The organism is Taklimakanibacter albus (assembly GCF_016595235.1).
In the GTDB taxonomy this organism is placed as follows: domain Bacteria; phylum Pseudomonadota; class Alphaproteobacteria; order Rhizobiales; family Aestuariivirgaceae; genus Taklimakanibacter; species Taklimakanibacter albus.
In genome coordinates, this window is sequence record NZ_JAENHL010000003.1 from 88,095 (window position 1) to 100,349 (window position 12,255).

Here is a 12,255-nt window from a genome sequence, read left to right on the forward strand (position 1 = left end):
GCCGCCTGCTACCGTGGGGGAGTAGATCAGGGCGCGGTCCCACGCTAAACGGAAACCATGCGCAACTTTCAAATCCCCGGCCGCTCCGTCGCTTATGGCACGCAAGGCATGGCCGCAACATCATCACCCCTTGCGACGCTTTTCGCCTTGGAAATATTGAGAAATGGCGGCAATGCGGCCGATGCCGCGATCGCCGCATCGGCGGTACTTTGCATCACCGAACCGCACATGACCGGCATCGGCGGCGACTGCTTCGCGCTGATCGGAAAGCGTGATGGCACGATAGAGGGCATCAATGGTTCGGGCCGCGCCGGCCGTCGCGCCGATGCGGACTGGCTCAAATCGGCGCGACTCACGAGCATCGAGCCCAGAAGCGTGCATGCGGTGACGGTGCCGGGCGCCATCGATGCGTGGGCGGCACTTCTCGCGCGGCACGGCACGATGGATCTGCAGGAGGCGCTGAAGCCGGCGATCAAGCTCGCCGAGGAGGGCGTGCCGACCACACCGCGCGTCGCCTCTGACTGGGCGCAGGAGGTGGCCGACCTCGCGGCAGATGAAGGCGCGCGCCTTCATTATCTCGTCGACGGACGGGCGCCGCGCCAAGGCGAAGTGATGCGTTATCCGGCTCTGGCGCGCACGCTCAAGCTCATCGCCGCGAAAGGCCGCGATGGCTTCTATGCCGGCGAGGTCGGGGAGGAAATCGTCGCGACCCTCAAAGCGCGGGGCGGCCTTCTGACGCTTGATGATCTCGCTGAGACCAAAGCGAGCTGGGTCGAGCCGATCTCGACCAGCTTCGCCGGTGTCGAGCTTCTGGAGATTCCACCCAACGGATCGGGCCTTACCGCGCTCATCGCCCTCAACATCCTCAAGCAGTTCGATATGGCGAAGTATGGCGTGAGCAGCATCGAGCGCTACCATCTGCAGATCGAGGCGATGAAGCTCGCCTGGGTCCTGCGCAACCGTCATATCGCCGAGCGCGCCGCCATGACGGTAACGCCCGAGGAGCTCTTGAGCGACAAGACCGCGACGGATCTCGCGGCGCTGATCGACATGAAGCGCGCGGTCGTCAATCCGGAGAACAAGATCCCGATGCCGGGCTCCGATACGGTCTATCTCACCGTCGTAGACCGTGACGGTATGGCCGTCTCCTTCATCAATTCGATCTACTGGGCTTTCGGCTCCGGCATCGTGACGCCCAAGAGCGGTATCGCGCTGCAAAATCGCGGCGCCAATTTCGTCACCGAGATCGGCCACCCCAATTGCATCGGGCCCGGCAAAAGGCCGCTGCACACGATCATACCGGCGATGGTGCGCGCCCAGGGGCAAGTCGATATGTCCTTCGGCGTCATGGGCGGCGCGTTCCAGCCGATGGGCCATGTCGGCGTCATGCTCAACCGCTATGTCTATGGTCTCGATGTCCAGGAAGCGCTCGATTTCGCGCGGGCTTTCCCCGAAGAAGGCCGCGTCGAGGTCGAAGCCGGCGTGGACGAGGCCGTGCATAAAGGACTTGCGGCGCTGGGCCACGATGTCGTGGCGGCAGCGGACCCGTTCGGCGGCGGGCAGGCCATACTTTTCGATCGCGCGCAAGGCGTGCTCGCCGGCGGGTCGGACTTCCGCAAGGATGGCCTGGCGCTAGGGCTTTAGCGCGATCAGGAAAAGTGGAGCGTTTCGATCTTGACGCAACCATCATATTTTTCAGTTGTTTACCAATTGGCCGTTAGTTTGGCAGGGTAAGGATGGCTGGCATTTTGCCGGCCTCAGAGTATGTTTGGGTCTCACCCGGAGGCTGCTTGAGCGAATCATCACCCAGACCGTCCGCTGCAGAACCGCACAGACAAGCGGATGAGCGCAGCTTCGCCGAGCGCAGCCAGGGCCCGGTCGAATCGCTCGCCCGCGTCATCAGCGCCGAAGAGCTGGAGCGGGTGCGCAAGGCGGTGCTGGCGGTCGGCGAGGCCGCCTATCACTGGGTCATCGAATCGGACGAGATCTTCTGGAGCGCCAATGCGCCGGAGATCCTGCATTGCCCGGCGCCCCGGCTCACCACCGGGCGATCCTTCGCGGCGCTGCTCGACGTCGACAATTTCACCACCCGTTATGACGCGGTGATGCGCACCGTCTACAAGGACGAAGGCGAGGGCATCCCCTATCAGATCGAATATCTGTTCCGGCCCGATGGCAAGAACGGCAAGACATCGTATTGGCTCGAAGACACCGGGCGCTGGTATGCGGGCGCCGACGGGCGGCCGGCGGAAGCCTTCGGCATCGTCCGGCGCATCGACGACCGTCATTCGCGCGACCAGCATCTGAATTTCCTCGGCAATTGCGACCCGCTCACCGGCATGATGAATCGCGGCCGCATGGCGGAAGCGCTGGAGGAGGGGATCATCGCGGCGGATCGCGAAGGTGTTTCCCGTGCCTTCGTCATCGCCGGCATCAACAATCTCGCCGTTGTGAACGACGCCTATGGCTTCGAGGTGGCGGACGAAGTCATCATCGCGGTGGGGCGCCGGCTCAAGAACGTGGTGCGCGCCGGCGATCCGATCGCACGTTATTCGGGCAGCAAGTTCGCCATCATCCTCAATAATTGCGATGAGCGCGAGCTCGGGCATGCGGCCGAGCGTTTCCTGCAGGTGGCGCGCGACAGCGTCATCGAGACCGAGCACGGCCCGGTCTGGGCCATGCTGTCGATCGGCGCCATCATCCTGCCCGGTCATGCCGCCGACGCCAATACCGCGATGGCGCGCGCCGAGGAGGCGCTGACCGAAGCCAAGCGCATGCCCTCCGACGGTTTCGTCGTCTACAAGCCGTCGCAGAAGCTCATTTCAGAGCGCAGCATCAATGCGCGTGCCGCCCATGAGATCGTCGCCTGCCTCAAGGAAGACCGCTTCAAGCTCGCCTTCCAGCCGATCGTCGAGGCCGCCAGCACGAATGTGGTGATGCATGAGGCGCTGCTGCGCATGGCCGATGCGCGCGGCGACATGATCGCGGCGGCGCATCTGATCCCGATCGCCGAGAAGCTCGGCCTCGTTCGCCTCATCGACCGCACGGTGGCGCAGCTCACCGTCTCGACGCTGCTCACCTATCCGAGCGCCAATCTCACCTTCAACGTTTCCGGCATCACCGCCACTGACCCGCGCTGGTTCAGCCAGTTGACCGAGATCCTCAAAGCCCATCGCGAGGTGACGCCGAGGCTCACCGTCGAGATCACCGAAACGGTGGCGCTCGGCGATCTCGACGAGACGGTGCGCTTCACCCGCACCTTGCGCGATCTCGGCTGCCGCGTCGCCATCGACGATTTCGGCGCCGGTTACACCTCGTTCCGCAATCTCAAGGCGCTCAATGTCGACATCCTGAAGCTCGACGGATCATTCTGCGCCAATCTGACCGAAAATCCGGACAACCAGTATTTCGTCCGTTCCTTGATCGACATGGCGAAGCAGTTCGAGATCAAGACGGTCGCCGAATGGGTCGAGACGCCGGAAGACGCCGAATTCCTGCGCCAATGGGGCGCCGATTATCTGCAGGGCAATCTGTTCGGCAGGGCCTCGCTCGACATTCCCTGGTCGGCCGAGGACGGAACGGTGGCGGAAGCGCCGGCCGTCGATAGCCCGCCTGCGCCCGCCGCCGAGGCGGAGAAGATCGAAACCAAGGACGCCGAGCCAGACGAAGCCCGCGAGGTTCCGTCGCCGGCGCCACGTGAGGCGCCCAAAGCCCGGACATCCGAGCCGCCGCCTTATATCGAGAATGATGACGAGCCCGACATGTCGCGCCTGCGCCTGGCGATCGACGCGCTCAACGCGCAGTTCCGGCAAGGACGGAACTAAGCTCATCCGTTCCCGCATTTCCTCCTTCCCCGCGCAGGGCGCGGGGAAGGAGAAGGATGTGTGAATCTCATTGCATCCTGCGGACGGGAGAGGGGGAAAGTAGGAGAGACATCGTCTCTTCCATAGTCCTGTCTACTTCTTCGCGATCTTCGTCACCGTGATGCGGCCGTTCACGCGGTCCGCTTCGAACGTCACCTTGTCGCCGACCTTGACGGATTTCAGCATGGCAGGATCGGCGACGGCGAAGACCATGGTCATCGCGTCCATGTCCAGATTCTTGATGGCGCCGTGCTTCAGCGTGATTTTCTGCTGAGCCTCGTTGATTTTTGTCACCTGTCCCTCGACCGGCGCCGGCTCCGCCAAAGCGGACAGCGACATCGAGAGAAATGCGGCGGCAGTGATGATCATTCTACGCATGGATATTCCTTTCACAGTTTAGCGGACAACAATTTTGCCGAACATGCCGGCCTCGCGGTGACCTGGGAGCAAGCATGAAAAGTCGAACTCGCCGGCCTTGGTGAACTTCCAGACGATCTCACCGGACTTCTTGGGTTCGAGACGCCTGGCGTTCGGATCGTCGTGCTCCATATCTGGATTTTTCGCCATCTCCTCGGCATGTTTGAGGTTTTCCTCGAGTGTCGCGATGACGATCTCGTGGTCGAGCAATCCGTTGTTGCGGATGACAAACTTGATCTGCTCGCCTTTGCGGATCTTCACCTCGCTCGGAAGGAACTGCATCTTCTGCTCGCCTTCCTTCATGGTGATGAGGACAGTCCGGGCGGGCTTCTTGGGGTCGCCCGGCTCGCCATAGGCGCGGTCCTCATCATGGCCGGCATCGGCAAACGCCGCGACCGGCATGGTCAACGGCAAGAGCAGGGCAAGAATAAATCTCGTCTTCACGGCACATTCCCTTGTCTAGTGATTCTTGTGTTGCGATCCGGGCCCAGGCTTCTTCACCTGGAGCTCCACCGTCGTGGCTTTGTCGATCACGGGCGGCTGGGCCCGCTCGACATTCTTGGACTCGCCTTTCCATTCATAGGCGACCGTCCCCTCCGGGTGATTGAACCAGCCCGGATCCTTGTAGTCGTTGGCGGCCAGACCCTGTCTGACCTTGACGACCGAGAACATTCCCCCCATCTCGACCGGTCCGAACTGGCCGAAGCCGGTCATCATCGGCAGCGTATTGTCGGGAAGGGGCATTTCCATTTCGCCCATATCGGCCATGCCGGCGGAGCCCATCGGCATGTAGTCGGGCGCCAGCCGCTTCATCTTCTTGGCGAACGCCTTCTTGTCGACGCCGATGAATGTCCTGATGTCATGACCCATGGCGTTCATCGTGTGGTGCGACTTGTGGCAGTGGATGGCCCAGTCGCCTTCCTTGTCTGCCAGGAAATCGAAGGCGCGCATCTGGCCGACGGCGCAGTCGATCGTGACCTCCGGCCATGCCGCGTTTTCGGGAACCCAACCACCATCGGTGCAGGACACCTTGAAGTCATAACCATGCATGTGAATGGGGTGGTTGGTCATGGTGAGGTTGCCGAACCGGACCCGCACCTTGTCGTTCTTCGCGCAGATGAGCGGCTCGATGCCGGGGAATACCCGGCTGTTCCAGGTCCACAGATTGAAGTCGGTCATTTCGGCGACCTTGGGCACATAGGCGCCAGGCTCGATATCGTAGGCCGACATCAGGAATACGAAGTCGCGATCGACACGGCGGAAGGCCGGGTCCTTGGGATGCACGACGAAGAAGCCCATCATGCCCATGGCCATCTGAACCATCTCGTCGGCATGCGGGTGATACATTAAGGTCCCGCTCTTCTGCAGCTGATACTCATAGACAAAGGTCTGGCCCGTTTTGATATGCGGCTGGGTCAGCCCGCCGACGCCGTCCATGCCGTTGGGAAGCAGCTGACCATGCCAATGGATCGACGTGTGCTCGGGCAGCTTGTTGGTCACGAAAATGCGGACCTTGTCGCCTTCGACCGCCTCGATCGTCGGGCCGGGCGACTGGCCGTTATAGCCCCAGAGATTGGCGACCATGCCGGGTGCGAGCTCGCGCGTCACCGGCTCGGCGACGAGATGGAATTCCTTCCAGTCGCCATTCATCCGCCAGGGCAAGGTCCACCCGTTCAGCGTGACGACCGGCTGGTAGTCCGGCCCGCTCGTCGGCACCAGCGGCGGTTGCGTCGCTGGCGTGTCTGTCGTCGGCGCTTCGGGGATTGCGGCCGCCTGCGCGCGGCCGGAGACCGCGCCGGCACTGATCAGCGCCGCGGCGCCGGATGTGCCGAGGAATGTCCGTCGGGAGAAAGTCATGAGATCACCTTTCCTTGATCAATGTTCACCGCCGCCGGCGGCGGCAGCCAGGGAGGGACCTTGGCCGGCCTCTCCGGATGATGCGCCGCCACCGACAATCGCGGTCTGGAAGTCGACGGACGCTATGAAGAAATCACGCTGCGCGGAGATCGCCTGGATGTTGCTGTCGATGCTTTCACGCAAGGTGGTCAGCAGCTCGAACTCGTCGATGAGCATGCCGTTGTAACGTAGCAGCGCTTCCTCATTCACCGTTTTGCGCAGCGGCAGTATCTTGTTCTGATACTGGCGCGCGATGTCGTAGCTCGCGCGGTAGGTGAGATAGGCCGAACGCGCCTCGGAGCGGACATTCACGGCCTTCTCGAGCAGGCGGTTGACGGCCTGCATGTAGGTCTCCTTGGCGCGCCTGACCTTGACCTCGCCGAAATCGAAGATCGGGATCTGGATCTCGAGCTCGAAGCCTTTCGGATAGGATTTGTCCGTTATGCCGTCTTCCCGGGAACGTTCGTAATTGCTGCGCAGGCCGCCATCGAGCATCGAGACGAAGCGTGTCGACTGGGTCAGCCCGTAGGACTTCGCCAGAGCGTCGAGCTCGAGCCGGGCGGCGATGAGATCGACCCGCTTGCGAACGGCATCCACTTCTACCTGCTGCACTGACTTGATGCCCTTCACGGGCGCCAGCGCGCGCGGCAGCTTGTAGTCGATGTCGTCGCCCCACAGGCCGAGCAAACGCGTGAGCGCCTCGCGCTCGGTTCCGGCCTGCAGCCGGGCACGCGCCAGCTCATTGGAGATTTCGGCGTAGAAGGCGCTCGCGCGCGCCTGCTCCAGCCTGTTGGCGGCGCCGGTCTCGCCGAGCTTACGGGTGAGATCCGCCGCGGCATCGGCCGACAGCCGGGCCTGCTCGAGGAGAGCGACGGTCTGCTGCGCGGCGACGGCGCGATAGAAGGCCCGCCGGGTTTCAGCCGCGACCCGGAACGTGGCTTCGATGGCCCGTTCTTTCGCCGCCTCGAACTGGGTCCGGGCGATCTCCTTGCGTTTTGGCAATGTGGCGAGCGCCAGAAGATCGGCGACGATCCGCCGCTCGACTTCGAGCTCGCCATTGGTGACGAGCCGTTCCAGCCCGATGATCGGATTGGGCGGGAGGCTCGCCTCGACAAAGGCTGTTTCCGAAAGCCCCAGCTCGTTGTAGTCGGCCTGAAGACCGCGGTTGTTGAGCAAAGCGACCTGCACCACGCTGTCGGCGGTGAGCTTGCCGGCAAGTATGCGGCCCACTTTTGCCTTGGCGGCCGCCGCGTCCTCGACGGATGCAATCTTGACGGCATCCTGGCCAAGCTCGCTTGCGACGCGTTCGGATACCGGCAGCATCCCGGCATCGGGGCTGAACTTTGCGCAGCCGGCGAGCACGATGGGAAGAGCGCCGGCGATGAGCACACGTTTGAAGAATGCAAATGACGGGTTCATTGCTGCTGCTCCTTCTTGGGCGCGACTTTTTCGTTGCGCTCTTTCCAGGGCAGCGGGTCGACCGGCCGGTAGTCGATCGTACCGGCGGTAACCGGCACATAACGTTGCGCCGGCACGCGCGATCCGGGGTCGGCCGGACCTCCGGACGGCGTGAAAACATCAGAGGGGCTGGAACATCCAGCCAATAGAGCAGCAGCAGCAATCATCGGAATCGATTTCATTCGACGGTCCTCGGTCGACCAAAGTGGCGAACAGCTTTGATAGGGAGAAGAAAGGCTCAGCCTGCGCCGCAGGAGCCCGCCGAAGCGGCGGGTCCTGAACAACCTAAGCGAAAGGTCGGGCTAAGGCCGAGAGCTAGCCGAGGAGGCTTCTGGGGGGACGTTCGAGACGCGCCGGGGCGGCTTCCGTGATATCGTCTTCAGGCGATATGCGTTCCACGGCCCGGGCAATCGGAACGAGGATCTGCCCGCATGCGCCGGCTTGGGTGACGACATGGCATGTCGAGCCGCAGCACGAATCCGCCATGTCCGCATGACCGGTCTTGTCGCCGCACTCATCGGACTCGGAACACTGAGGAGCGTGCTGCGCGGCAGGATCGGCGTGATGATCACCCGTTGCAGCGGCCGCGGAGGCGATCGCGCTTTCATGGCTGAGCGCGAGACCCGGTAGCGCCCCAGCCACACCCCAGCCGGCGCTCGTCACAATGAATGCGAGCGCGGTGAAGAGAATCATTATGCGGCGAAGCGCGGGAGCCATCGGCGCATTAACATGAGGAAGCCACATACTGGCAAGATCAAAAATTCCGGCGCTTAAGAGCCGCGGGGCTACTTGCCGCCGGCGATGGCGTCGATCTTGCGCTGCATGGCGGTGAGCTGATCCTTCAGCGCCTGCAGGTCGTCCTTGCCGCCCTGCGCCTGCTGCTCACGCGATTTTGACGGCTCGGCCGGTTTCGGCTGGCCCTGCTGGCCGGCCATGGCGGCGGTGAAGGGATTGAACATGCGCATGGCGTCGTGGAACATCACCATGTTGCGCTCGGTCTGCTCCTGCATCGCCTTGAACGGATCGGCGCCCCAGATCTCGGCCATCTGGCTGCGTAATTTGTCCTGTTCCTTGGTGAGCGATTCCAGCGACATTTCCAGATAGCCCGGCACGAAGGCCTGCATGCTGTCGCCATAGAAATGGATAAGCTGGCGGAGAAACTTGATGGGCAGCAGGTTCTGGCCCTTGCTCTCTTCCTCGAAGATTATCTGGGTCAGGACCGAGCGGGTGATGTCCTCGCCGGATTTCGCGTCATAGACGACGAAATCGGTGCCCTTCTTGACCATGTCGGAAAGGTCGTCGAGGGTCACATAAGTGCTGGTGGCGGTGTTGTAGAGACGCCGGTTCGCGTATTTCTTGATGACGACCGCATTCGCGGTGGCTGACTGTTCGCCGCTCAAACTCCGTCTCCCTTACAAACTCTGTGCTGCCTGCCGGCAATCTCGTGGAGATTCTGCTGCTCGCTCCCAATCGGGCGGCGTCCGCCCGGGCAGGAAGCAACCTGCGAAGGGTGCGCCGTGCGGTGCACAATTGCAAGCGCAAAAAGAATATCCATGTTAGCCGAAAGCGCGCATTGCAACGCCCGCGAGAGTCGGGCTTAATGTTCCCGATCCCAGCATTGGAGACCCTTTTTCATGGCTAATTCTGAGAATTCCGTCGTCATCGTCTCGGCCGCGCGGACCCCTGTCGGGTCGTTCAACGGCGCCCTGTCGAGCCTTTCCGCCCATGCGCTGGGCGCCGTCGCGCTCAAGGCCGCCATGGCGCGCGCCAAGGTCGAGGCGAAGGAAGTCGATGAGATCATACTGGGTCAGATCCTGACCGCCGGCCAGGGCCAGAACCCGGCCCGCCAGGCCTCGATCGGCGCCGGAATTCCGGTCGAAAGCCCGGCCTGGGGCATCAACCAGCTGTGCGGCTCGGGGCTCCGGGCGGTCGCTCTGGGCCTTCAGCAGATCGCCAATGGCGATGCGAAGATCATCGCCGCGGGCGGCCAGGAATCGATGTCGATGGCGCCGCACTGCCAGCATTTACGCAATGGCGTGAAGATGGGCGACTTCCAGATGATCGACACGATGATCAAGGACGGCCTGTGGGACGCCTTCAATGGCTATCACATGGGCAACACGGCCGAGAATGTCGCGCGCCAGTGGCAGATCACCCGCGACACCCAGGATAATTTCGCGGTCGCCTCGCAGAACAAGGCGGAAGCGGCCCAGAAGGCCGGCAAGTTCAAGGACGAGATCGTCCCCGTCACCATCGCCTCACGCAAGGGCGACATCGTCGTCGACCAGGACGAATATATCCGTCATGGCGCGACGCTCGACCAGCTCGCCAAGCTCCGGGCGGTGTTCCAGAAGGACGGCACCGTCACCGCCGGCAATGCCTCGGGCATCAATGACGGCGCCGCGGCGGTCATCCTGATGAGCGCCAAGGACGCCGAGAAGCGCGGCCTCGAGCCGCTCGCCCGCATCGTCTCCTGGGCCAATGCCGGCGTCGATCCCGCCATCATGGGATCGGGCCCGATCCCGGCGTCGCGCGCGGCGCTGAAGAAAGCCGGCTGGAAGGTCGAGGATCTCGATCTCATCGAGGCCAATGAAGCCTTCGCGGCGCAGGCCTGCGCCGTCAACAAGGATATGGGCTGGAACAGCGATATCGTGAATGTGAATGGCGGCGCCATCGCCATCGGCCATCCGGTCGGCGCCTCGGGTGCCCGCGTTCTGGTCACGCTGCTGCATGAAATGGGCAAGCGCAAGTCGAAGAAGGGCCTCGCCACGTTGTGCATCGGCGGCGGCATGGGCATCGCGATGTGTGTCGAGCGGGCGTAAGACCCGAGGGCATACGAGGTTTCTTACAGAAGGGGTGAGGAAATATGGGACGAGTTGCTGTCGTAACCGGCGGAACCCGCGGTATCGGTGCGGCCATCGCCAAGGCGCTCAAGCAAGAGGGCTATCAGGTGGTGGCCAGCTATGCCGGCAATGACGAAGCGGCCAATAAATTCAAGGCCGAGACCGGCATCGCGGTCAGGAAATGGGATGTCGGCAATTACGACGCCTGCGCCAGCAATCTCAAGGCGATCGAAGCCGAGCTCGGGCCGGTCGACGTCCTGGTCAACAATGCCGGCATCACCAAGGACGGCATGTTCCACAAGATGACGTCCGATCAGTGGTATCAGGTGATCAACACCAATCTCAACTCGCTGTTCAACATGTGCCGGCCGTTGATCGAAGGCATGCGCGAGCGGGGCTTCGGCCGTATCATCAACATCTCCTCGATCAACGGGCAGAAGGGCCAGATGGGGCAGGTGAATTATTCCGCCTCCAAGGCCGGCGATATCGGCTTCACCAAGGCGCTGGCGCAGGAGAATGCCAAGAAAGGCATCACCGTCAACGCCATCTGCCCCGGCTATATCGCCACCGAGATGGTGATGGCTGTCCCTAAAGACGTGCTCGAAAAGTCGGTCATCCCGCATATCCCGGTCGGCCGGCTCGGCCAGCCGGAGGAAGTGGCGCGCTGCGTCGTGTTCCTGGCGTCGGATCACTCCGGCTTCATCACCGGCTCGGTGCTCACCGCCAATGGCGGGCAGTATATGGTGTGATGCAAATTTACCCTCCCCCTTGCGGGGAGGGTCGGCCTGTAGGGCCGGGTGGGGGTCGCTCATCTCCATCAGTATACAGATCAACTTGTCGGCGGTACCGTCAGACCCCCACCCCTGACCCCTCCCCACAAGGGGGAGGGGAAATCGAGGCCTCATTGTCGCGCAGCACCGCCACGCTCATCGGCTTCACCGCCGTCCTCATGTGGGCGGTGCTGGCGTTCCTCACGGCGGCGAGCGGCCAGGTGCCGCCGTTCCAGCTCGCCGCGATGACTTTCCTGATCGGCGGTTTGCTCGGCGTCGCCACCTGGCCGTTCCGCAAGGGTGTCGTTGCGTCCATGCCGCGCAGCTGGCGGGTCTGGCTGCTCGGCATCGCCGGCCTGTTCGGCTATCACTTCGTCTATTTCACCGCCATCCGCTCCGCCCCGCCGGTCGAGGTGAGCCTGCTGGCCTATCTCTGGCCGCTTTTTCTCGTCGCCTTTTCGGCGCTGCTGCCGGGCGAGAAGCTCAAGGTTCATCACATTCTGGGCGTCATCATCGGCCTTCTGGGCGCGGCGCTGGTCATCACCCGCGGCCAGGGTTTCACGCTTGCGCAAGGCTTCGGCCTCGGCCACGCGCTCGGTTTTTCCTGCGCCATCATCTGGGCCGCCTATTCGGTCCTGTCGCGGCGCTTCGGCAATGTATCGACCGATGTGGTGGCGGGCTTCTGCCTGATCACCTCGGCGCTGGCGTTTCTCTGCCATCTTCTGTTCGAGGCGACGGTGTGGCCCGAAGGCCAAAGCCAGTGGCTGGCGATACTGGGGCTCGGCCTGTTTCCGGTGGGGGCGGCTTTCTACAGCTGGGACCTCGGGGTCAAGCGCGGCGACATCATGGCGCTGGGCGCCTCGTCCTATGCGTCGCCGCTGCTGTCGACCTTGGTCCTGATGCTGGCGGGCTTCGCGCCCTATCACTGGTCGATATTCGTCGCCTGCCTGCTCATCACCGCGGGCGCCGTCATCGCTGCGAAGGACATGATCTTCAGACGACGCTGAT

12 protein-coding genes are annotated in these 12,255 nt (G+C 62.9%); 5 read left to right on the plus strand and 7 right to left on the minus strand.

Features of this window, described 5'->3' with window-relative positions; all coding sequences use genetic code 11:
- Positions 1–57 precede the first annotated feature (57 nt).
- Positions 58–1,644, plus strand: coding sequence for a gamma-glutamyltransferase (ggt, locus tag JHL16_RS00445; RefSeq protein WP_200182937.1), 1,587 nt, complete (start codon positions 58–60; stop codon positions 1,642–1,644).
- Positions 1,645–1,790: 146 nt separating this feature from the next.
- Positions 1,791–3,824, plus strand: coding sequence for a putative bifunctional diguanylate cyclase/phosphodiesterase (locus JHL16_RS00450; RefSeq protein WP_200182938.1), 2,034 nt, complete (start codon positions 1,791–1,793; stop codon positions 3,822–3,824).
- Between the two features lie 132 nt (positions 3,825–3,956).
- On the opposite strand, the gene JHL16_RS00455 is transcribed toward JHL16_RS00450, so the two are convergent.
- The 7 genes from JHL16_RS00455 to phaR all read right to left on the minus strand — a co-directional run bounded on the left by JHL16_RS00455 (position 3,957) and on the right by phaR (position 9,034).
- Positions 3,957–4,241 (minus strand): copper-binding protein, encoded by a 285-nt coding sequence (locus JHL16_RS00455; RefSeq protein ID WP_200182939.1) that lies wholly within the window; start codon positions 4,239–4,241, stop codon positions 3,957–3,959.
- An 18-nt stretch (positions 4,242–4,259) separates the two neighbouring features.
- Positions 4,260–4,724, minus strand: coding sequence for a cupredoxin domain-containing protein (locus JHL16_RS00460; protein WP_420884505.1), 465 nt, complete (start codon positions 4,722–4,724; stop codon positions 4,260–4,262).
- A gap of 15 nt (positions 4,725–4,739) precedes the next feature.
- Positions 4,740–6,137, minus strand: coding sequence for a multicopper oxidase family protein (locus JHL16_RS00465; RefSeq protein WP_200182940.1), 1,398 nt, complete (start codon positions 6,135–6,137; stop codon positions 4,740–4,742).
- An 18-nt stretch (positions 6,138–6,155) separates the two neighbouring features.
- A complete protein-coding gene (locus JHL16_RS00470; RefSeq protein ID WP_200182941.1) occupies positions 6,156–7,595 on the minus strand; it encodes a TolC family protein in 1,440 nt (479 codons plus the stop codon).
- Positions 7,592–7,816: a hypothetical protein gene (locus tag JHL16_RS00475; protein ID WP_200182942.1), complete on the minus strand. Its 225-nt coding sequence runs from the start codon at positions 7,814–7,816 to the stop codon at positions 7,592–7,594. The genes JHL16_RS00470 and JHL16_RS00475 overlap by 4 nt, the downstream gene beginning before the upstream one ends.
- 133 nt (positions 7,817–7,949) lie before the next feature.
- Entirely contained in the window at positions 7,950–8,327 is a 378-nt protein-coding gene (locus JHL16_RS00480) for a hypothetical protein (RefSeq protein WP_200182943.1), read from the minus strand.
- 92 nt (positions 8,328–8,419) lie between these two features.
- Entirely contained in the window at positions 8,420–9,034 is a 615-nt protein-coding gene (gene phaR / locus JHL16_RS00485; RefSeq protein WP_137856529.1) for a polyhydroxyalkanoate synthesis repressor PhaR, read from the minus strand.
- 234 nt (positions 9,035–9,268) lie between these two features.
- Here phaR and JHL16_RS00490 point away from each other — a divergent pair, with 234 nt between their 5' ends.
- From JHL16_RS00490 to yddG, 3 genes are all read left to right on the plus strand, one after another.
- On the plus strand, positions 9,269–10,456 hold the full coding sequence (locus JHL16_RS00490; protein WP_200182944.1) for an acetyl-CoA C-acetyltransferase: 1,188 nt from the start codon (positions 9,269–9,271) through the stop codon (positions 10,454–10,456).
- Positions 10,457–10,500: 44 nt separating this feature from the next.
- The gene (gene phbB / locus JHL16_RS00495) at positions 10,501–11,226 is read left to right on the plus strand and encodes an acetoacetyl-CoA reductase (protein ID WP_200182945.1); all 726 of its coding nucleotides are present in this window, start codon (positions 10,501–10,503) and stop codon (positions 11,224–11,226) included.
- A gap of 200 nt (positions 11,227–11,426) precedes the next feature.
- A complete protein-coding gene (yddG, locus tag JHL16_RS00500) occupies positions 11,427–12,254 on the plus strand; it encodes an aromatic amino acid exporter YddG (RefSeq protein ID WP_246770725.1) in 828 nt (275 codons plus the stop codon).
- Position 12,255 lies beyond the last annotated feature (1 nt).